Source organism: Nocardia brasiliensis IFM 10847 (genome assembly GCF_000710915.1).
GTDB classification, from domain to species: Bacteria; Actinomycetota; Actinomycetes; order Mycobacteriales; family Mycobacteriaceae; genus Nocardia; species Nocardia brasiliensis_A.
Genome location: NZ_BAUA01000076.1, coordinates 15108 through 34691, shown reverse-complemented (window position 1 = coordinate 34691; position 19584 = coordinate 15108). Strand labels below are relative to the sequence as shown.

Sequence of the window (19584 nt, the reverse complement as noted above, 5' to 3'; positions counted from 1 at the left end):
CCGAACATCGGCAGCCCCTGGCCGTCGACGACGAACACCAGCACCGACCTCCCCTACCCCCGCGTCGGGCAGTGACAAGGGACGTTCCATTCGTCCAAGCCACCCGCTCGAGCGGGGCCTACCGTTGCGCCCATGGCTACCACACCCACTACCGACGCACTGCATGATCGGCTCGTGCCGCTGCTCGACGCATGGATGGCGGCCATCGTCGCCAACGACGCGGCACGGATCGCCGAATTCATGACCGACGACTGGACGATGGTCTCCGAGAACGGGATCACCAGCGCCCGGGACTTCCTGGGGTTCATCGCGTCCGGCGCGCTCACCCATTCGGCGATGCAGCGGGTGGGCGACCCGGTGATCCAGTGCCACGGCACGGTCGCGGTCTTGACGGTCCGAGTCACCAATACCGCGCACTACCAAGGCAAACGGTTCGACGCCGACGAGTGGACGACGGACGTCTACGTCGAAACCGCCCAGGGCTGGCGCTGCTCGCTCAGCCACATCACCGCGGTCGCGACGGCCTAATTCACGACTTTGCCAGGTACTCCAGGCGTTCGGAGTCGACGGCGGCGTGCATCATGCCGGCCAGGCCCGGGTGCTTCCGCAGCCCGGGATCGGCTTCGACCACCTCGCGCGCGAGTTCCTGTGCGGCGGTGATGACTTCGAGATCGTCGAGCAGCGAGAGCAGTTTCAGGGAGCGGGCCGTCCCGGACTGGGCGGCGCCGAGCACATCGCCTTCACGCCGGGTGCGCAGGTCGAGCACCGCGAGCTCGAAGCCGTCCGTAGTGCTCGCGACCGCGTCCAGCCGCGCCATCGCCGAGCCGCCCGGCGCGGCATCGGTGATCAGCAGGCACAACCCGGCATGCTTGCCGCGACCGATGCGGCCGCGCAGTTGATGTAGCTGACTGACGCCGAAACGGTCCGCGTCGACGATCACCATCACGGTCGCGTTCGGCACATCGACGCCGACCTCGACGACCGTCGTGCAGACGAGCACATCGACCGAGCCGTCGTTGAACGCGCGCATCACCTGGTCTTTTTCGTCCGCGGGCAGCCTCCCGTGCAGCAGGCCGACCCGGACCCGGGACAGCGGCCCCGCCCGCAACTGATCGAACACGTCGAGCGCGGCCGCGGTGGTGGGACCTTCCTTCTCGGCGTCCTTGGCCTTGGCCTTGCCGTTCTTCGACTTACCGGCGGCCTCTTCGTCGTCGCCGATGCGCGAGCACACCACATAGGCCTGCCGACCGGCGTCGACCTCCTCCAGGATCCGCTCCCATGCGCGGTCGACCCAGTTCGGATGTTGCCTGCGCGGTACCACTTTGGACGTGATCGGCGAGCGGCCGCGCGGCAACTCGGTCAGCGTCGAGGTCTCCAGGTCGCCGAGTGTGGTCATCGCGATGGTGCGCGGAATCGGCGTCGCGGTCATCACCAGCAGGTGCGGGCTGGCTCCGGCTTTCGCCTTGGCCCGCAACGCGTCCCGCTGTTCGACACCGAAGCGGTGCTGCTCGTCGACCACCACCATGCCCAGGTCGAAGAACTCGACGTTGTCCTGGATGAGCGCGTGCGTGCCGATCACGATGCCCGCCTCCCCGGTCACCGCCTCCAGCAGCGCCGCCTTCTTCGCCGAGGCCGACATCGAGCCGGTGACCAGCACCACCTTGGTCGCGTGCTCGGCCGCACCGAGTTCGCCGCCGCTGCCGAGATCGCCGAGCATCCCGCGCATCGATCGATAGTGCTGGGCGGCAAGGACTTCCGTCGGCGCGAGCAACGCGCACTGCTGCCCGGCGTCGACGATCTGCAACATCGCGTTCAGCGCGACGATCGTCTTACCGGAGCCCACCTCGCCCTGCAGCAACCGGTGCATCGGCTGGCTGCGGGACATGTCCGCCGAGATCTCCGCGATCACTTGCTGCTGACCGGCGGTCAACTCGAAGGGCAACCGGGTCTGGAACTCGGCGGCGATGCCGTCCGGGCGCGGCGGGCAGGGGCGCGCGGACCGGCCGGACACCTCGTGCCTGCGCTCGGCGAGCACCAATTGCAGCGCCAGCGCCTCATCGAACCGCAAACGCTCTCTGGCCTGATCGATATCGGTCTTGCGCTCCGGCAGGTGGATCAGGCGCAGGGCGTCGGAGATCTTCATCAGCGAGCGATCGGCCCGGATGTCGTCGGGCACCGGATCGTCGATCGGGTCCAACTGGTCGAGCACCTGCCGGATACACGCGAGCACGTCCCAGCTCTGCACCTTCGCGGTGGCCGGATACACCGGGATGAATTCGCGCTCCATGAACGAGGTGTCCACGCCCTCGGCGCCTTTCGCGCTCTGCGCCAGCCCGCGCAGGTTGCCGCCGCCGCGCACGGTGGTGAGCGAGCCGACCTTCTCCTCGTCGTCGGCCTCGGGCAGGATGAGGTAGCCGGGGTGGCTCAGGTTCCACTGGCCGGGCCGCCAGTAGGTGACGGTGCCCGACATCATCGCCCGAAGACCTTCTTTGACAACGTATTTCACCTTGTCACCGTTGAAGAAGGTGACGTCGACACCGCGGCCGGTGCCGGAACCGGTGTCCAGCACCACCTTCAGCAGCGAACCGCGCCGGTTGCGCATCGGGCGCAGCTCGGCCTTGGTGATCCGGCCGATCACGGTGATGTGCGCGCCCTCCTCGGGCGCCTCCTCGGTGAGCGGTTGCCCCTGGGTGGCGTAGCGCAGCGGATAGTGCCGGAGCAGGTCCTCCACCGTGTGCATATCGAAGGCGTCGACCAGTGACCCGGCCGCCTTCACGCCGAGGATATGGTCGAGTCGATCGCTCAGGGTCGCCATCTACTCCACTCCGATCTGCACCAGATCCCCGTGCTGCCCACCGGAATACACGGTGACCTCCACGCCGGGAAACTCGTCGCCGATATGTGCGGCCAGCGCGTCGGCGAGGCCGTCCGGCGCCGCCGCGCCCATGAGCAACGTGACGAGCTCGCCGCCGAAGGCGAGCATCCGATCGAGCAGCGTCAGTCCGGCCGCCCGCACGTCGTGGTCGATCACGACGACATCGTGGCCGACCAGACCGAGCCCGTCGCCCGCCTCGCAGGTGCCGACCATGGTGAGCGCCCGCTCCGCCGCGGCCCGCAGCGCACCCCAGCGGGTGGTCGCGGCCGCCTCCGACATGGCGAAGGCATCGTCGACGGCGATCCGGCCGCGGTCGTGCACCGCCAGCGCCGCCAGCCCCTGCACCACCGACGCGCTCGGCAGCAGCAGCACGTCGCGGTGCGCGGCACGAGCGGCGACACCGACCGCGACCAGGTCGTGCGCGGGCAGTGCACCGTTGGGCAGCACCAGGACTTCCCGATTCGGCATCGCGCGGATCGCGTCGAGCAAGGCGGCCGCGGTCACCGGACCGTCGCCGTCCAGCACCACCGCGCCCGCGTCCTCGAACAGGGCGGCCGCGCCCGCGCCCGCGGCCACCGCGAGGATGCCGCGATCGGCGGGCCCCGCGGGGAGGGGCAGCTCGTCACCGGTGACGAGCTGTTCGGCGGCATCGTGCAGCGGCTCGGGCCGGGCCGGGGCGAAGCTCTCGATCCGGATACCGCTGAGCCGCCCCGCCGCGAGCCCCGCCTCCACCGCCGCGCCGGCGTCGGCGCAGTGCACGTGCGCGGACCAGGAGCCCTGCCCGTCACCGACCACCACCACCGAATCCCCCAGCTCGGTGAGCCGGGCGCGCAGTGCCGCCAGCCGCATCTCGTCGGTGTCGCCCAGCAGGTACATCACCTCGTATTGCGGTGTCGGCGAAGCCGTTTCGGCCGGTTCAGGTTCGGGCTGGGTCATGCCGGGTTCCTTCGGGATGTACTCCGGCCGGGACGGGATCTCGCCGAACGTCACCGACACCAGGCTGTCCAGCAGCACCACGAGGCCGCGCGCGCCCGCGTCGACCACCCCGGCGTCGCGCAGCACGCCGAGCTGCGACGGTGTTTCGCCCAGCGCCTTGGCCGCGCCGTCGGCCGCCGCCAGGGCGACCTCGGCGAGCGTGCTGTCGGCGCCTGCGGCGGCGCTGACCGCGGCACAGTCGAGCACCGTGAGAATGGTTCCTTCGATCGGCACGCTCAGCGCCGCGCGGACCAGCACGGCCGCGCGCCGCAACGCCTCGCGCAGCGTCGCCGCGGTCAGCGGCCCTTCGCGAACGGCCTCGGCGATCCCGCGCAGCACCTGGGACAGGATGATGCCGGAATTGCCGCGGGCGCCGATCGTCGCGCCGCGCGCCATGGCGGCGGCGACCTCGTGCGCCGTCACCTCGCGCGCACTCGGCGGGGCCGCGATCGCCTCGGCGGCCGCCATCGCCGCGCGCATCGTCGCGAGCAGGTTCGTGCCGGTGTCGGCGTCCGGGATCGGGAAGACGTTGAGTGCGTTGATCTCCTCGCGCCGATGCGCCAGGCCGTCGAGGCAGGTTCGACCCCAGCGCAGCAGCGCCGTGCCGTCCATCACATCCCGCACTCCGGGCACCGTCACCCCTCTCCCTCCGCCACTTGTGTCCGGCGCGCGGCACGCCGCCGTGCCCGCGCTCACGCCGCAGACGCCGCTCGCCAGGTTAGCGGGCGATACCGACACCCGGCCGACAGTGTGGGCCGCGGCGGGCGACCGTTCGTTTCCGACTACACTCGGGGTACCCCACCGCCGTCACCGGCATCGGCTGCCGACGCCCGGTTTGGTGGATCGGTGCCCGTCCCGTTACCCTTGCAGGGTTGCCTCGCGTGGCCGTCGCCGGTTTGCGCTGGCCGACATCAGTCGGCAGGGGTACGTCGATACATTGTTTCCGGACATGCTGCCCGCGGGCGGCGGTCCCCACCATGACATGAAGGAGTTCGCGACTATGGCTGCCGTCTGCGACGTCTGCGCCAAGGGCCCCGGCTTCGGGAAGTCGGTCTCGCACTCGCACCGGCGCACCAACCGTCGCTGGAACCCGAACATCCAGACCGTTCGCGCCCAGGTTGCGCCGGGTAACACCCGCCGCATGAACGTGTGCACCTCCTGCCTGAAGGCGGGCAAGGTCGTCCGCGGCTGATACGCCACGGCTGATCGGTACGAGACCGACGCACGCCCCGGCACCCTCACGGGTGGCCGGGGCGTAGTCATCTGCGGGTCCGGTCGGCGACCATGGTGCACATGACCGAGTCGACGTGGCGCATCCTGCCGCTCGCGGCCGAGCACACCTACCGCCTCGCCGAATGCCATATCGCCTGCTGGCGCGAGGCCTACGCGGACCTGGTGCCCGCGCACGTGCTCGCCGCGTTCGATGTGCGCCGCCGGGCCGCCCAATGGGAACGCGACCGCCTCCGCTACCCGGGACGCACACACGTCGCGGTGCTCGGCGACGCGGTGATCGGTTTCGCGAGCGCGGGCGAGTCCACCGATGAATCACCGGTCACACCACTGGAGCTGAGCGCGCTGTACGTCCGCGCGGCCTGGTACGGCACCGGCGTCGCCGACGATCTCCTGCGCACGGTGCTCGACCCGCGAAAGCCCTGCTCGTTGTGGGTATTCGAGGACAATCCGCGCGCCCGCGCCTTCTACCGCAGGCACGGCTTCGGCCCGGACGGCGCGCGCAAGATCGAACCGTTCACCGCGGTGCCGGAGCTGCGCATGGTGCGCCCAGCGGACGAAACCGACCTCGGCGCAACGCCGTCCGGCCCCGCCGTGGCCACCCGTTAAAGTGCAGACCATGACCTCCACCGCGCAGACCGGGTATGTGAGCACCGTCGACGGCGTCCTGCAGATCACCATCGCCACCGCCGCCAACGGCACGTCCATGGACTTCGGTGGCATCGTCGCCGGCACGGCCGCGCTGCGCGCGCTCGGCGCGGACGTCGGGGCCGTGCTGCTGACGAGCAGCGGGTCGAACTTCTGCGCGGGCGGCAACGTGCGCGGCTTCGCGGCCGCCGACGATCGGGCCGCGCACATCTACGGCCTGGCCACCGACCTGCACCACTTCGTCCGCGCGCTGGACGCGACCGCGGTGCCGGTGGTCGCGGGCGTGCACGGCTGGGCGGCGGGCGCGGGCATGAGCCTGGTCTGCGCCGCCGATATCGCGCTCGGCGGACCCGGCACCAAATTGCGCCCCGCCTACCCGGGTATCGGGCTCAGCCCCGACGGCGGCATGTCCTGGACGCTGCCGCGCATCGTCGGGCTGGGCCGGGCGCGCGAAATCCTGCTCACCGACGCCGTGCTGGACGCCGACGAGGCGGTGCGGCTCGGCATCCTCAGCAGGCTGGTCGCCGACGAGGACGTGCAGAGCGCGGCGCTCGACCTGGCCCGCACGCTCGCCGCCGGACCGCGTTCGACCCATGCCAGCATCAAAACGCTGCTGGCCCAGTCCACTTCGTCGACCCTCAGCGACCAGCTCGACCGCGAGCGCGAGGCGATCGCCACCGCGGCGGACGGCCCGACCGGGCGCGAGGGTGTGGACGCGTTCGTGGCGAAGCGGAAGCCGCAGTACCGGTAACTACTGTTCGTTGCGCAGCACGAACTTGGCGACCGCGTCGGTGAACGAATCGTTGTTGTCGCCCGCCGCGGTATGCGCGGCGCCGCCGATCTCGACCAGTTCGGCGTGCGGCACCAACTCCTGGAAGGCCGCGGCGCCCTCGGCGCTCACCACGTCCGATTGCAAACCGCGCACCAACAGCACGGGCATGGTCAGCCCGCGGGCCGCCGCCTCCATCTGATCGACCATCTCCGAGGCGTCCTCGATCCGGCCGGCGAGCATGTCCGGATCCCAATGCCAGTACCAGCGGCCGTCGCGCTGCCGCAGATTGCGTTGCAGCCCGTCGGTGTTCTCCGGACGCGGCCGATGCGGCAGATATTCGGCAACGGCGTCGGCGACCTGCTCGAGCGAATCGAAGCCGTCCCGGTGTCGGCCGAGGAAGTCGATCACCCGCGCCACGCCGGCCTGTTCCGGCCTGGTCACGATGTCGACGAGCACCAGCGCCTTGATCGGTGCGCCGGGGACCGCGGTGGCGAGCAGCCCGGTGATCCCGCCCATACTGGCCCCCACCACGACGGCGGGCGCACCGAGCTGCTCCAATACCAGCAAGAGATCTCGAACCATGGTGTCGCGGCGGTAGTCCCCGTCCGCGGACCATTCGCTGTCACCGTGCCCGCGCGCGTCCAGGGTGACCACCCGCATACCGGAGGCAGCCAGCTTCACGCCGGTCTGCTTCCACGAGTGCCTGGTCTGCCCGCCGCCGTGCAGGAACACCACGAGCGGGCCGGCTATCGGGCCGAATTGGTCGGCGACTAGCTCGAGACCACCCGAACCACGCAGCCGCAGCGGCGCGGGCTCGAGCAGATTGTTCGCATTACTCACTAACCGAGGATCGCATAGAACTGGTTACAGTTCACCTGCGAGCCGCCAGGACGGGTTTCCGCTCAGCAATTCCATTTGCCGGACGCGCTGAAGGTGTTCTGCAGCAGGCAGGTGACCTTGGCGTTGACCGACGACGAGATGGTGGAGGAGCCGTTGGAGGTGAATTCCTCACCGATCGGCGCCGACGTGGTACCGGCGGGGACCGAGGTGGTGTCCGTGGCCTGCTCCAGCGGCAGACCCTTGGCACTCGCGGTGGCGGCGCCACCGGCGAGAGCGGCGCAGAGGGCCAGGGTGGCGGTGGTGCCGCGCAGTGCGCCACGAACGGTGGTGTTGGGCATGGGTAGAGCTCCTCACTCGATTCGAACTCGGTAGATCACACACAGACGCCTGCTCACGGCAGGCGCCAGTCAACGGGTTCGGCACCCAGCTCGTCGAGCAGTTCGTTCACTCGGGAGAACGGGCGGGAACCGAAGAAGCCGCGCGACGCCGACAGCGGCGAGGGATGCGCGGACTCGATATAGGGCACCTCGGCATCGACCAGGGTGGGCTTCAGCGTCGACGCGTCACGACCCCAGAGGATCGCGACCAGCGGCTCGTCCCGCGCGACCAGCGCGCGAATCGCCTGCTCCGTCACCGCTTCCCAGCCCTTGCCGCGATGCGAGGCGGGCTGACCCGGGGTCACCGTCAACACCCTGTTCAGCATCAGCACACCCTGGTCCGACCACGGGCTCAGGTCGCCGCAGGACGGGGTCGGGTGGCCGAGATCCTTGGTGTACTCCGCGAAAATATTGGACAGGCTGCGCGGCACCGGCGAAACATCCGGAGCGACAGAGAAACTCAAGCCCATCGCGTGCCCGGGGGTCGGATACGGGTCCTGGCCGACCACCAGCACACGAACCGCGTCGAACGGGCGCTGGAACGCGCGCAGCACATTCTCACCGGCCGGTAGATAGCCGCGGCCCGCGGCGTTCTCGGCGCGCAGGAACTCGCCCATGGCCGAAATTCGATCCGCCACCGACTCGAGTGCCTTCGCCCATCCCGGATCCATGATTTCCGACAGTGGTTTCGCGCCCATGACCGCACAACTTAGCGTGGTTCGCCGGGCGACGCCGAGTCCGCCCCACCGAACGATTCCCAACCGGCGCTGCCGGAGCGCGGCACACCGTCGACTGTGACGCCGTGACCGGCGCACACTCGCCCGATCGGCACCCAGCCCGGGGGCAGCGGCCGACTGGCGGGCCAGGTGCCGGCGAAGGCGTGGTCCTCGCCGCCGGTCAGAATCCATTGCGCCGCATCGGCATCCAGTGCGGCGGCGATCTGCTCCAGTGCCGGGTCGCGCAGCGCCGCCGAATCCAGATCGATGGCGACCGCGGAAGCCGTGGCGATATGTCCGAGATCGGCGAGCAGGCCGTCGGAGACGTCGGTGAGTGAGTTCGGGCGCGGTGTCGCCGAATTCGCAGCGTTGTCACGGGGGTGTGCCGCAGGGTCGTCGTGCGGCTGCGCCGCAGGGTATCCGGCGGGCAGGACGTCCAGCACGGCCGCGTAGGGCGGTTGCGGGACTCGATGCGCGGCAAGCACTTCGGCGAACCGGTCGGATCGCGCCCCGGCGGTCAGCGCCGCGAGACCGGCCGCGGACCAACCGAGCCGGCCCGCCACCGCGACCGTGTCGCCCACGCGCGCACCGGATCTCGGCACCGGTGCCCGCCCGTTCAGATCACCGAACGCGGTCACCGAGATGACGATCTCGCGGCTGCGCACCAGATCGCCGCCCGCGATCGAGGCGCCGGCGCGGCCCGCCTCCGCCCACATCCCGTCGGCCAGACCGTCGACCACCTCGAGCGGGGTGTCCGACGGTAGGCCGAGCGCGACCACGAACGCGCTGGGTGCGGCGCCCATCGCGACCACGTCGGCGGCGTTCTGCGCGATCGCCTTGCGGCCGATGTCCGCGGGGCTGGACCAGTCGAGCCGGAAATGCCGGTCCTGCACGAGCATGTCGGTGGTCACCACGAATCGGCCGTCCGGCGCGGCGACCAGCGCGGCGTCGTCACCCGGCCCGAGCAGCACGCCGGGCGCCTGCACCCGACGCCGGTTGATCCGCTCGATCAGCGCGAACTCCCCCAGTTCGCGCACCGTCCTCGGCGTAGCGCTCTCGCTGATGACCGGGTCCTTTCCGACACGCTGCTGGCTGCAAACGACCCGACGGTACCCTTTCCAGGGCAATCGAGTACTACCGGACCGGTCACGGCACCCGCGGCAGCGATCGCGGCCCCGACCGGTCATCCAGCGCAGGAAAGGGCGGTGAGCATGGCGGCGGAATCGTCGGACCGCGATTCGTCGAAGGACAGCGAGGTGGGCGGTGCGTCCGCGCGCGACGCCGAGAAGTCCTCGACGGTGGGAACAGGCGATACCGCGGACCGGACCGGCACCGACGGCACGGGCACAGGACGCACCGGCACAGACGCCGCCACGGATAGCACCGAGACCACGGGCACCGGCACCGCCGCGGGACTCCGACGCGCCGAACCGGACGCCGATGCGGAAAGCACTGGCACCAAGGTCGCGGCAATCGGAAGCTCTGACACCAACGCCGGCACAGGAAGCGCTGACACCGCGGCTACCGGAAGCACTGAAGCCGATGCGACGGCGGCGGGTAATCGCGACGCCGATGCGGCGAAACCGCGAAGCGGCGCCGACGAGTCCGAGGCCGAAGAGTCCGCGGCCGCAGCGAGCACCGATGCGGTCGCGCGGCAGTATCCGCCTGCGCTGATCGCCACGGCTGTCGCACTGCCTGTGGTGCTAATCGTCGGGTTGCTCGTGGCCGCGGTGCTCGCCCGGCGCGCGCCGGTCGAACGCGAACCGCTGGTCCTCGGTCCGGTTGCCGCCCCCGCGGCCGACGGTCAGGCATGCGTGACGTTGCTGCCCGCCTTGCCGACGACCGTCGGCGACTTCACCAAATCCACTCTCGTGGAACCCTCCCCGCCCGGCACCCGGGCCTGGCAGCGGCCCGACGGCGGTGACGCGATCGTGCTGCGCTGCGGCCTGGACCGTCCGCTCGAATTCAACCGCGCTTCACCCTTGCAGCTGGTGAACAACGTCCAGTGGTTCGAGGCCCGTGACCCGGCCGCCAAGGCCAGCACCTGGTTCGCCGTCGACCGCGAGACCTATATCGCGCTCACCGTGCCCGACGGCTCCGGTCCCACACCGCTGCAAAGCGTCTCCGACGCGATCACCGCCAACCTCCCGGCCAAGGCGCTCGACCCGGGGCCGCTGCCCAACTGAACGCTGCGGCGTCGGCCCCTCCCACTCACCTTCCGCCACATCACCTCGGCGAAGGACAGCGCGATCAGCACAGCGCCGACCCCGGAATCGTCGTCGCCACGAGCAAGACTCGACGATACGCAGAATCGGCTAACCGAGCTTGCGCAAGGCGCGCAGGCAGATCTGCTCGCACAGTTCGGCGAAGTCGATTCCCGCGGCCGCCGCGGATTGCGGCAGCAGGCTGGTCGCCGTCATGCCCGGCAGGGTGTTCGCCTCGAGACACCAGATCTCACCGGCGGCGTCGACCCGGAAATCGACGCGACTGTAGGCACCGAGCTTGAGCGCCCGGTGCGCGCGCACCGCCTGGGCGCGCATCTCGTCCGCCAGCGCGGCGGAAATCTCGGCCGGGAAGATCTCGACCGCGCCGCCGACCTGGTATTTGCTGCGGTAGTCGAAGATCTCGCTGCCCTGCGGAATGATCTCGCCGACCGCGAGCGGTTCGTCGCCGAGCACGCCGACCACGAATTCTCTTCCCGGCACGAATCTTTCGACCATCACCTCGTCGTCGTGCGCGCGGGCCACCCGCACCGCCTCGGCGTAGTGCGCGGGATCCTTGACCACCGTCAGGCCCACCGTGGAGCCCTGCTTGTTCGGTTTGACGATCACCGGCCAGCCGAGCCGGTCGTCGAACTCGTCCGCCACCGCCATCTCCCAGTCCGGTGTCGGCACCCCGGCGAGCCGGAACAGTCGCTTGGACACGTCTTTGTCCATCGCCACCGCACTGGCCAGCACACCGCTGCCGGTGTAGGGCACGCCCGCCAGATCGAGCAGACCCTGAACGGTGCCGTTCTCGCCGGTGCCGCCGTGCAACGCCAGGAAGACGACGTCGACGTCGCGCAATCCGCCCTGCTCGCACAGCAATTGCATGGTCACGTCCGGCACCGCGCCGCTGACCTGCGGCGGCTCGGCCGGGACCGTCGCCGCCATGAGCCCATCCTCGCCGTCGGCATCGAGGCGGCCCGCCGTGGTGTCGTAGGCCGAGACCTCGTGCCCGCGCGTGCGCAACGCGCGAAACACCTGCCCCGCCGTGGCAATAGAGACATCCCGCTCGGCATTCGTCCCGCCGAACAACACCGCAACCTGCATCTGACCCGCTTTCATCCCGCGCTCGATGCCGCCGATATCGACCGCGACTAGCGAAGTCCGGTGCCGCGTGTGACGGCGGTTTCGATCAGGGTGGAGATCAAGGTCCGGTAGTCGATGCCGGTGGCATCCCACATTTTCGGGTACATCGAGATGGGGGTGAAACCGGGCATGGTGTTGATCTCGTTGATCACCGGGCCGTCCGCGGTGATGAAGAAGTCCACCCGGGCCAGGCCCTGACAGTCCAGCGCACGGAACGCCTTGACCGCGAGTTCCCGTACATTGTCGGCGATTTCGTCGTCCAGCTTCGCCGGGATGTCGAATTCGCAGACATCGTCGAGGTATTTGGTCTGGAAGTCGTAGAACTCGGGGTGCGCCGCGGCATCGTCCTCCGGCATCCGGATCTCGGCCAACATGCTCGCCTGTACCCGTCCGTCCGGGAACTCCAGCACGCCGCATTCCACCTCGCGGCCGATGATGCCCGCCTCGACAATGACTTTCGGGTCGTGCGCACGCGCCACCGCGATGGCGGCATCGAGTTCGGCCCAGGTGGTGACCTTGGTGATGCCGATCGAGGAGCCGCCGCGCGCGGGCTTGACGAACACCGGCAGTCCGAGCCGATCCCGGTCCGCCGCATCGACTGTCGCGGTGCCGGGCCGCAGCACCACCTGCTTGCCGACCGGCAGTCCTTCGGCCGCAAGGAGTTTCTTGGTGAACTCCTTGTCCATGCCCGCGGCGCTGGCCAGCACGCCCGGCCCGACGTAAGGCACTCCGACGAGTTCCAACAGACCTTGCAGGGTTCCGTCCTCGCCGAACGGCCCGTGCAGGATAGGGAATACGACATCGACCGCACCGAAGGTCGCGTGCGGATCGTCGAGGGCGACCAGCGCGCCGGAACCGCCCGGGCCCGCGGCCAGCGTGAGGGCGGTGCCGCTGCCATCGACCGCGGGCAGCGCACGATCGTGGAACCCGAGCGCGGCGACCGCCGAATCGGCCAGCACCCAGGTGCCTTCGGTGCTGATCCCGATCGGCACCACGTCGTATTTTTCCGGATCCAGGTTGCGCAGCACGCTGCCGGCCGACACGCACGAGACAGCGTGCTCATTGCTCCGCCCGCCGAAAACCACAGCCACCCGGATCCGGTTCGTCATGCCCCGAACCGTACCCGCCATGCCTACTCCGGCTTGATTCGGCGGCCGAGGAGGTTGCCTACGGCGGCGAGGACGGGGACGTTTTCGTGGCAGACCTGGTGGACGGCGGTGGTGAGGGGCATGTCGACGGCGTGCTTTTCGGCGAGGGCGCGGATGGAGGTGCAGGACTTGACGCCCTCGGCGACCTGGCCGTGGGTCGCCTCCTGGGCCGATTCCATGGAACCGCCCGCGCCCAGCGCGTGACCGAAGGAGCGGTTGCGCGACAGCGGCGAGGTGCAGGTCGCCACGAGGTCGCCGACGCCGGCCAGGCCGGCCAGGGTCGCCGGTTCGGCGCCGAGGGCGACGCCGAGCCGGATGATCTCGGCGAGACCGCGGGTGATGATGCTGGCTACGGTGTTGTCGCCCAGGCCCATGCCGGAGGCGATACCGCAGGCGAGGGCGATCACGTTCTTACAGGCGCCGCCGATCTCGCAGCCGATCACGTCGGTGTTGGTGTACGGGCGGAAATAACCGGTGGCGCAGGCCTGTTGCACCGCGACAGCACGTTCGGCATCGGTGCACGCGATCACCGTTGCCGCGGGCTGGCAGGTGGCGATCTCCCGCGCCAGGTTCGGACCGGACAGCACCCCGATCCGGCTCGGGTCGGCGGCACTGACGTCGGCGATCACCTGGCTCATCCGGAGCAGGGTGCCGGTCTCGATGCCCTTGGCCAGGCTGAGCAGGGTCGCGTCCGGGCCGATCAGGTCCTTCCAGTGCGCGAGATTCGCGCGCAGGGACTGCGACGGCACGGCGAGGACGACGAGGTCCGCGCCGTCGAGCGCGACCGCAGGGTCGTGCGTGGCCGCGATCGGCGGCAACTGAATATCGGAAAGATAGGACGGATTGCGATGATCGGTGCGCAGCACCTCGGCGACCTCGGGTCGTCGAGCCCAGATGGTGACATCGGTGCCCGCGTCCGCCAAAACCTTCGCGAACGCGGTTCCCCATGATCCCGCGCCCAGTACTGCCGCCCTCGTCATCTGCCCAATATGCCATGGAAGGATTGGTCGCATGCGCCCGCACGCCGTGCATGCCGTGATCGCGGTCAAGAGCCTCGATCAGGCCAAGAGTCGACTGGCCGACCGGCTGCGCCCGGAACACCGGGCCCGGTTGGTCCTGGCCATGCTCGCCGACACCGTGACCGCCGCCGCGACCGTCGAGGAGATCGCCTCGGTCACCGTCGTCACGCCCGATCCGGCGGTGGCCGAGCTGGCGCGCACGCTCGGGGCCGCCGTCCATCCCGAGCCGCGTCCCCTCGGCCCGGACAGCTTGAACGCCGCACTGGCCGATGCCGCCGCCGCGCTGCGCCACCGGCACGGCGCGGTCGATCTGCTCGCCGTGCAAGCGGACCTGCCCGCGCTGCGGCCGGAGGAACTGGCCGATGTGTTGGCGACCGCGCCGCGCGGCGTCCGCTCGATCGTGGTCGATCACGCGGGCACCGGAACGGCCGCGCTACTTGTCCGCGACCCTGTCGCCCCGCTCGATCCGAGGTTCGGGCCGGGCTCGGCGGACAAACATGTCGCGGCGGGTGCGGTGGACCTACCCGGCGATTGGCCCGGGTTACGGCTGGATGTGGATACGGCCGACGATCTGGACCTGGCGATCGAGCTCGGCGCGGGCGGGTCGACCCGTGCTGTGCTGCACGACATCGGCTGGCAGGGCCGCGTTCACCAGCCCGTTCGCCGAGTGTGCTAGAAGGTCGCCACACCAGCGGCCGATGGTGACGGCAATCGCAGTGTCGGCCTGCACATCGCACCCTGAGTAGGGGATGATCGTTGGCGTGAGTGAGCTAACTATGGACCGGTGCGCATCGCGCATGTCGGCGCCGAGCGCCAGCGAGGTACGGGCATGAGCGATACCGAGACCGTCAAGCAACAGTTGCTGCCCACCCCGCCGCCCGCGGCCTCACCGGTGCCGACGGACGCCACCGTCGAGCAGTTGCCACGCGATCGCTATCTCAATCGAGAGTTGAGTTGGCTCGATTTCAACGCGCGCGTGCTCGCCCTGGCCGAAGACGCTTCGCTGCCACTGCTCGAACGGGCCAAGTTCCTCGCGATCTTCGCGTCGAATCTCGACGAGTTCTACATGGTGCGGGTCGCGGGCCTCAAACGGCGCGCCGAGACCGGTTTACTGGTCCGCTCCGCCGACGGCCGCTCCCCCGGTGAACAGCTCGAGTTGATCACCAAGCGCACCCAGGAGATCGCCGAGCGGCACGCGCGGGTCTTCCTCGACGAGGTGCTGCCCGCGCTGACCGACGAGGGCATCGCGATCATCGACTGGAAAGATCTCAACGACGATGAGCGCCAACGCCTCTCGGGACACTTCCAGGATCAGGTGTTCCCGGTGCTCACACCGCTGGCCGTCGATCCGGCGCACCCCTTCCCCTACATCAGTGGCCTGAGTCTCAATCTCGCCGTGACGGTGAAGGATTCGTCGACCGGTGGCGAACACTTCGCGCGCGTCAAGGTGCCGGACAATGTCGACCGGTTCGTCCGCGTGCGGCGCACCGACTCGAATTCCCCCATCGCGGCGTTCCTTCCGATGGAGGAGCTGATCGCGGCGCACCTCGATCTGCTGTTCCCCGGCATGGAAGTGGTTGAGCAGCACTCGTTCCGGATCACCCGCAACGCCGACTTCGAGGTCGACGAGGACCGCGACGAAGACCTGTTGCAGGCGCTGGAGCGGGAACTCGCCCGGCGGCGGTTCGGATCGCCGGTGCGCCTGGAGGTCTCGGACGACATGACCGAGCACATGCTCGAATTGTTGTTGCGGGAACTGGATGTCGATCCCGGCGACGTCATCCAGGTGCCCGGCCTGCTCGACCTGTCCTGCCTGTGGCAGGTGTACGGCGTGGACCGGCCGAACCTCAAGGACACCCCGTACGTGCCCGCGACGCCTGCCGCGTTCGGCGAGCGGGAGACGCCGCGCAACGTGTTCGCGGCGCTGCGCGAGGGCGATGTGCTGGTGCACCATCCCTACGATTCGTTCTCCACCAGCGTGCAGCGGTTCATCGAGCAGGCGGCCGCCGACCCGCAGGTGCTCGCGATCAAGCAGACGCTCTACCGCACCTCCGGTGACTCCCCGATCGTCAATGCGCTCATCGATGCGGCGGAGGCGGGCAAGCAGGTCGTCGCGCTGGTCGAGATCAAGGCGCGCTTCGACGAGCAGGCCAACATCAAATGGGCGCGCGCGCTGGAGCAGGCGGGCGTGCACGTGGTCTACGGTCTGATCGGCCTCAAGACGCACTGCAAGACGTGTCTGGTGGTGCGCCGGGAGGGCGCGACCATCCGCCGCTACTGCCATATCGGCACCGGCAACTACAACCCGAAGACCGCGCGGCTCTACGAGGATGTCGGATTGCTCACCGCCGCACCGGAAATCGGCGCCGACCTGACCGACCTGTTCAATTCGCTGACGGGTTACTCACGAAAAGAGAACTACCGCAACCTGCTCGTCGCGCCGCACGGAGTGCGCGCCGGGATCATCGAACGGATCCAGCGCGAGACCGAGTTGGCCAAGGCGGGCAAGGATGCCCGAATCCGGCTGAAGGCCAACGCGATCGTCGACGAGGAGATCATCGACGCGCTCTATCGGGCCTCGCTGGCCGGCGTGCCGGTGCAGATCGTGGTGCGCGGAATCTGCGGCCTGCGCCCCGGGGTGCCGGGCATGAGCGAGAACATCGAGGTGCGCTCGATCCTCGGCCGCTTCCTCGAACACTCCCGCGTCATGCACTTCCAGGCCCAGGATCAGTACTGGATCGGCAGCGCCGACATGATGCACCGCAACCTCGACCGGCGCGTGGAAGTGATGGCGCAGGTGAAGGATCCGCGGCTGACCGAGCAACTCGGTCAGGTTTTCGACTCGGCCCTGCATCCCAACACTCGCTGCTGGGTACTCCGGTCGGATGGTAATTGGCTCGCTTGGCCGGAGCACGCCGGAGATGACGACGTGAAAGTACGTGACCACCAGGAATTCCTCATGCGCCTGCGGAGGCCCGATCAGCAGTGAGCGGTCGCACCGGGTACGAGATGGAAGGGGGTCCCTTCTGGGACCCCCGGGTAACCGCCAACATTCACGCCGCGGGCGCGGTGGTGTGGCGCAGGACGCCGAACGGCACGATCGAGATCGCCGTCGTGCATCGACCCAAGTATCAGGATTGGTCACTGCCCAAGGGCAAGCTCGACCCCGGCGAGACGCCGGTGCTCGCCGGGCTACGCGAGGTGCGCGAGGAGACCGGGCTGGACTGCAAGCTCGGTCGCTACCTCGGTCACGTCACCTACCCGATTCCGGGGCACCGCAAGCTGAAGCGGGTCGACTACTGGGCCGCGACGGTGGCCGGTGGTGAGTTCACCGCCAATAGCGAAGTGGACGTGCTGAATTGGCATCCGCTGGATCGGGTGATGGATCAGCTGTCCTACCCGATGGACCGGCAGGTGGTGCGCGCGTTCACTCGGCTGCCACCGGACACCAGCACGCTGCTGCTGGTGCGGCACGCGAAAGCTGGTCGGCGCGACCGCTTCTCCGGTCCGGACCCGTTGCGCCCGCTGGATCGGGAGGGGCAGTCCCAATCCCGGGTGCTGGTGCCGAATCTGCTGGCGTTCGGGGCATCTGAGATTCATTCGGCCGATCCGGTGCGCTGCGTGCAGACGGTGACACCGTTGGCGGAGAAGCTCGGCACCGAGATCGTGCTCGAGCCGCTGCTGTCCGAAACCGGTTATGCCGCAGCGCAGGACGAGGCGCGCGAACGTCTCGTCTCGCTGGTCTCGGATACCGAGGTTCGTGTTGTGTGCAGTCAGGGCAAGGTGATTCCGGATCTGCTGCAATGGTGGGCCGACCGCGACGGTGTCACGCTGCCCTCCGCACGCAACCGCAAAGGCAGCGTCTGGGTACTGTCGTGCCACCGCGGGCGGCTGGTCGCGGCCGACCATATGGACCGCACCTTGTCCGCCGACGTCGTTCGAGCCTGAGCGCACCGGCCCCAAAGCCGGACCCCGACAGGGAAAACCGGCCCTTTCCGCCCGCGACGGGCCGGAAAGGGCCGCTACGGCTGCGTCTGGCAGCCGAACCTGCCGGACACCGGGCCCCGGCCCGCGACGCCCGCCTACGGTGCGCGGGAGCCAAACTCAGCCCACACGGCCCGAAAGGCCGGTCAGGACAGCCGAAACGGCCCCGGAGGCGAACCTCCGGGGCCGTTTTCGCGGTCTTACCGCTTGTTCCTAGCGGCTGCGACGAGCCGGCGCCTTCTTGGCGGCCGACTTCTTCGCGGGCGCCTTCTTGGCGACGGTCTTCTTTGCCGCAGTGGTCTTCTTGGCGGCGGTGACCTTCTTGGCGGGGGCCTTCTTGGCCGCAGCCTTCTTCACCGTGGCCTTGGCCGGAGCCTTCTTGGCTGCGGTCTTGGTCGCAGTCGCCTTGCGAGCGGCGGTCTTTGCGGGCGCCTTCTTGGCAGCCTTCTTCGCCGTCGTCTTGGCGGGGCCCTTGGTCGGGGTCGCCTTCTTGGCGGCAGTCTTCTTGGCTGCCGTCTTCTTGGCGGCCGCTTTCTTCGCTGCCACCGGGGCATTCGCGCCGCGCTTGACGGCCGGGCCGCTCGCGGTCAGCTTCTGCTTGCCGGCGATCACGGCCTTGAACTGAGCGCCCGGACGGAACGCAGGCACCGAAGTGGGCTTCACCTTGACCGTTTCGCCGGTACGGGGGTTGCGGGCGACCCGAGCCGCACGCTTACGCTGTTCGAACACACCGAATCCGGTGATTGTGACGCTCTGACCCTTGTGCACCGCGCGCACGATGGTGTCGACCACATGCTCGACTGCCGCGGTGGCCGTGCGCCTGTCCGTACCCAACTTTTCGGTCAGAACGTCGATCAGTTCCGCCTTGTTCATTGAATCCTCCGCAGACTAATGGCCCGTCGTCGGACCGACTAGGTACCACGGTAAACCCACAATGGGCAAGAGTCTATGTGCCACGCCAAAATTCATGTGGTTTAGCACACGTCCAGCTATCGGCCCCCTGCCCATCCAGCTAACCGAGCGGGGTGTTTAGGACTGCGAAATACGTGCTGGGAGGGTAGTGGGTTTCCATGCTGGCCTTGCGTTTTCGAACTCGGCGATGGTCTCGCTGCGGCGCAGAGTGAGCCCGATGTCGTCCAATCCTTCGAGCAGACGCCACCGTGTGTAGTCATCAATATCGAACGGCAACACGGCGGTTCCAGCGGTCACCGTGCGCGCCTCGAGGTCCACAACCAATTCGAGCCCGGGCTGTTCCTCGAGCAACTTCCAGAGCATTTCGACATCGTTCTGTGACATCTGAGCGGCCAGCAGACCGCCCTTACCGGCATTGCCGCGGAAGATGTCGGCGAACCGGGACGAGATCACCACCCGAAAGCCGTAGTCCGACAGCGCCCAAACGGCGTGCTCACGTGAGGATCCGGTGCCGAAATCCGGGCCGGCCACCAGCACACTTCCCCGCTTGTACGGCTCGGTGTTCAGAATGAAGTCCGGATCGGTTCGCCATGCGGCGAACAGACCGTCCTCGAATCCGGTGCGGGTCACCCGCTTCAGGTACACGGCCGGGATGATCTGATCGGTATCGACATTGGAACGGCGGAACGGCACGCCGATCCCCTGATGCACGGTGAAGGCTTCCATTGATTCTCCTGA

At 68.9% G+C, this 19584-nt stretch carries 19 protein-coding genes; 8 read left to right on the top strand and 11 right to left on the bottom strand.

The features are described 5' to 3' along the window. Positions 1-132: 132 nt before the first annotated feature. Positions 133-528 (top strand): nuclear transport factor 2 family protein, encoded by a 396-nt coding sequence (locus tag NBRGI_RS16375; protein WP_029897207.1) that lies wholly within the window; start codon positions 133-135, stop codon positions 526-528. Position 529: 1 nt separating this feature from the next. Here NBRGI_RS16375 and recG read toward each other — a convergent pair whose 3' ends face one another. Together recG and NBRGI_RS16365 are read right to left on the bottom strand one after the other, a co-directional pair. Next, positions 530-2815, bottom strand: coding sequence for an ATP-dependent DNA helicase RecG (gene recG, locus NBRGI_RS16370; protein WP_029897205.1), 2286 nt, complete (start codon positions 2813-2815; stop codon positions 530-532). Next, positions 2816-4462 (bottom strand): DAK2 domain-containing protein, encoded by a 1647-nt coding sequence (locus NBRGI_RS16365; RefSeq protein WP_029897203.1) that lies wholly within the window; start codon positions 4460-4462, stop codon positions 2816-2818. It abuts the gene before it with no gap. A gap of 388 nt (positions 4463-4850) precedes the next feature. On the opposite strand from NBRGI_RS16365, the gene rpmB reads away from it, so the two are divergent. The 3 genes from rpmB to NBRGI_RS16350 all read left to right on the top strand — a co-directional run bounded on the left by rpmB (position 4851) and on the right by NBRGI_RS16350 (position 6479). Further along, on the top strand, positions 4851-5042 hold the full coding sequence (gene rpmB / locus NBRGI_RS16360; protein WP_011210730.1) for a 50S ribosomal protein L28: 192 nt from the start codon (positions 4851-4853) through the stop codon (positions 5040-5042). A gap of 101 nt (positions 5043-5143) precedes the next feature. Beyond that, positions 5144-5689 carry a GNAT family N-acetyltransferase gene (locus NBRGI_RS16355; RefSeq protein WP_029897201.1) on the top strand — a complete coding sequence of 182 codons (546 nt, stop codon included), beginning with the start codon at positions 5144-5146 and terminating at the stop codon, positions 5687-5689. A gap of 10 nt (positions 5690-5699) precedes the next feature. After that, positions 5700-6479 carry an enoyl-CoA hydratase/isomerase family protein gene (locus NBRGI_RS16350; protein WP_029897199.1) on the top strand — a complete coding sequence of 260 codons (780 nt, stop codon included), beginning with the start codon at positions 5700-5702 and terminating at the stop codon, positions 6477-6479. Here NBRGI_RS16350 and NBRGI_RS16345 read toward each other — a convergent pair whose 3' ends face one another. The 4 genes from NBRGI_RS16345 to thiL form a co-directional block, all read right to left on the bottom strand. After that, on the bottom strand, positions 6480-7340 hold the full coding sequence (locus tag NBRGI_RS16345; protein ID WP_029897197.1) for an alpha/beta fold hydrolase: 861 nt from the start codon (positions 7338-7340) through the stop codon (positions 6480-6482). It lies immediately after the preceding gene. 62 nt (positions 7341-7402) lie between these two features. Next, entirely contained in the window at positions 7403-7678 is a 276-nt protein-coding gene (locus tag NBRGI_RS16340) for a hypothetical protein (protein ID WP_029897195.1), read from the bottom strand. A 53-nt stretch (positions 7679-7731) separates the two neighbouring features. Further along, positions 7732-8415 carry a uracil-DNA glycosylase gene (locus NBRGI_RS16335; protein WP_029897193.1) on the bottom strand — a complete coding sequence of 228 codons (684 nt, stop codon included), beginning with the start codon at positions 8413-8415 and terminating at the stop codon, positions 7732-7734. Positions 8416-8426: 11 nt separating this feature from the next. Further along, positions 8427-9470 (bottom strand): thiamine-phosphate kinase, encoded by a 1044-nt coding sequence (gene thiL, locus NBRGI_RS16330; protein ID WP_029897191.1) that lies wholly within the window; start codon positions 9468-9470, stop codon positions 8427-8429. A 174-nt stretch (positions 9471-9644) separates the two neighbouring features. Between thiL and NBRGI_RS46445 the strand changes: the two genes are divergently transcribed. After that, entirely contained in the window at positions 9645-10619 is a 975-nt protein-coding gene (locus NBRGI_RS46445) for a DUF3515 domain-containing protein (RefSeq protein WP_081878109.1), read from the top strand. Positions 10620-10748: 129 nt separating this feature from the next. On the opposite strand, the gene NBRGI_RS16320 is transcribed toward NBRGI_RS46445, so the two are convergent. The 3 genes from NBRGI_RS16320 to NBRGI_RS16310 are packed head-to-tail and all read right to left on the bottom strand — an operon-like array spanning position 10749 to position 13911. After that, positions 10749-11759: a D-alanine--D-alanine ligase family protein gene (locus NBRGI_RS16320; protein ID WP_029897186.1), complete on the bottom strand. Its 1011-nt coding sequence runs from the start codon at positions 11757-11759 to the stop codon at positions 10749-10751. A 32-nt stretch (positions 11760-11791) separates the two neighbouring features. Then, a complete protein-coding gene (locus NBRGI_RS16315; protein ID WP_029897184.1) occupies positions 11792-12892 on the bottom strand; it encodes a D-alanine--D-alanine ligase family protein in 1101 nt (366 codons plus the stop codon). 23 nt (positions 12893-12915) lie between these two features. Next, complete coding sequence (locus tag NBRGI_RS16310; RefSeq protein WP_029897182.1) at positions 12916-13911, bottom strand: NAD(P)H-dependent glycerol-3-phosphate dehydrogenase; 996 nt, start codon at positions 13909-13911, stop codon at positions 12916-12918. 31 nt (positions 13912-13942) lie between these two features. Here NBRGI_RS16310 and cofC point away from each other — a divergent pair, with 31 nt between their 5' ends. The 3 genes from cofC to NBRGI_RS16295 all read left to right on the top strand — a co-directional run bounded on the left by cofC (position 13943) and on the right by NBRGI_RS16295 (position 17898). Then, the gene (gene cofC, locus NBRGI_RS16305; RefSeq protein WP_029897180.1) at positions 13943-14626 is read left to right on the top strand and encodes a 2-phospho-L-lactate guanylyltransferase; all 684 of its coding nucleotides are present in this window, start codon (positions 13943-13945) and stop codon (positions 14624-14626) included. Positions 14627-14779: 153 nt separating this feature from the next. Further along, positions 14780-16939 carry an RNA degradosome polyphosphate kinase gene (locus NBRGI_RS16300; protein ID WP_029897178.1) on the top strand — a complete coding sequence of 720 codons (2160 nt, stop codon included), beginning with the start codon at positions 14780-14782 and terminating at the stop codon, positions 16937-16939. Between the two features lie 20 nt (positions 16940-16959). Beyond that, positions 16960-17898: an NUDIX hydrolase gene (locus NBRGI_RS16295; RefSeq protein WP_029897176.1), complete on the top strand. Its 939-nt coding sequence runs from the start codon at positions 16960-16962 to the stop codon at positions 17896-17898. A gap of 249 nt (positions 17899-18147) precedes the next feature. Here the strand turns inward: NBRGI_RS16295 and NBRGI_RS16290 are convergent, their stop codons facing one another. Both NBRGI_RS16290 and leuD read right to left on the bottom strand, forming a co-directional pair. Continuing rightward, entirely contained in the window at positions 18148-18807 is a 660-nt protein-coding gene (locus tag NBRGI_RS16290) for an HU family DNA-binding protein (RefSeq protein ID WP_014987139.1), read from the bottom strand. A 156-nt stretch (positions 18808-18963) separates the two neighbouring features. Continuing rightward, positions 18964-19572 carry a 3-isopropylmalate dehydratase small subunit gene (gene leuD / locus NBRGI_RS16285; RefSeq protein ID WP_014987140.1) on the bottom strand — a complete coding sequence of 203 codons (609 nt, stop codon included), beginning with the start codon at positions 19570-19572 and terminating at the stop codon, positions 18964-18966. Between the last annotated feature and the right edge of the window lie 12 nt (positions 19573-19584).

Excerpts from the sequence above, each read along its gene's own strand:
- NBRGI_RS16365 (WP_029897203.1), bottom strand. The coding sequence starts at position 4,462 with ATGGACGGCACGGCGCTGCTGCGCTGGGGTCGAACCTGCCTCGACGGC.
- NBRGI_RS16375 (WP_029897207.1), top strand. The coding sequence starts at position 133 with ATGGCTACCACACCCACTACCGACGCACTGCATGATCGGCTCGTGCCG.
- cofC (WP_029897180.1), top strand. The coding sequence starts at position 13,943 with ATGCGCCCGCACGCCGTGCATGCCGTGATCGCGGTCAAGAGCCTCGAT.
- NBRGI_RS16290 (WP_014987139.1), bottom strand. The coding sequence starts at position 18,807 with ATGAACAAGGCGGAACTGATCGACGTTCTGACCGAAAAGTTGGGTACG.
- NBRGI_RS16335 (WP_029897193.1), bottom strand. The coding sequence starts at position 8,415 with ATGGGCGCGAAACCACTGTCGGAAATCATGGATCCGGGATGGGCGAAG.
- NBRGI_RS16310 (WP_029897182.1), bottom strand. The coding sequence starts at position 13,911 with ATGACGAGGGCGGCAGTACTGGGCGCGGGATCATGGGGAACCGCGTTC.
- rpmB (WP_011210730.1), top strand. The coding sequence starts at position 4,851 with ATGGCTGCCGTCTGCGACGTCTGCGCCAAGGGCCCCGGCTTCGGGAAG.
- NBRGI_RS46445 (WP_081878109.1), top strand. The coding sequence starts at position 9,645 with ATGGCGGCGGAATCGTCGGACCGCGATTCGTCGAAGGACAGCGAGGTG.
- NBRGI_RS16350 (WP_029897199.1), top strand. The coding sequence starts at position 5,700 with ATGACCTCCACCGCGCAGACCGGGTATGTGAGCACCGTCGACGGCGTC.
- NBRGI_RS16355 (WP_029897201.1), top strand. The coding sequence starts at position 5,144 with ATGACCGAGTCGACGTGGCGCATCCTGCCGCTCGCGGCCGAGCACACC.
- leuD (WP_014987140.1), bottom strand. The coding sequence starts at position 19,572 with ATGGAAGCCTTCACCGTGCATCAGGGGATCGGCGTGCCGTTCCGCCGT.
- NBRGI_RS16340 (WP_029897195.1), bottom strand. The coding sequence starts at position 7,678 with ATGCCCAACACCACCGTTCGTGGCGCACTGCGCGGCACCACCGCCACC.
- NBRGI_RS16320 (WP_029897186.1), bottom strand. The coding sequence starts at position 11,759 with ATGAAAGCGGGTCAGATGCAGGTTGCGGTGTTGTTCGGCGGGACGAAT.
- recG (WP_029897205.1), bottom strand. The coding sequence starts at position 2,815 with ATGGCGACCCTGAGCGATCGACTCGACCATATCCTCGGCGTGAAGGCG.
- NBRGI_RS16300 (WP_029897178.1), top strand. The coding sequence starts at position 14,780 with ATGAGCGATACCGAGACCGTCAAGCAACAGTTGCTGCCCACCCCGCCG.
- NBRGI_RS16295 (WP_029897176.1), top strand. The coding sequence starts at position 16,960 with ATGGAAGGGGGTCCCTTCTGGGACCCCCGGGTAACCGCCAACATTCAC.
- NBRGI_RS16315 (WP_029897184.1), bottom strand. The coding sequence starts at position 12,892 with ATGACGAACCGGATCCGGGTGGCTGTGGTTTTCGGCGGGCGGAGCAAT.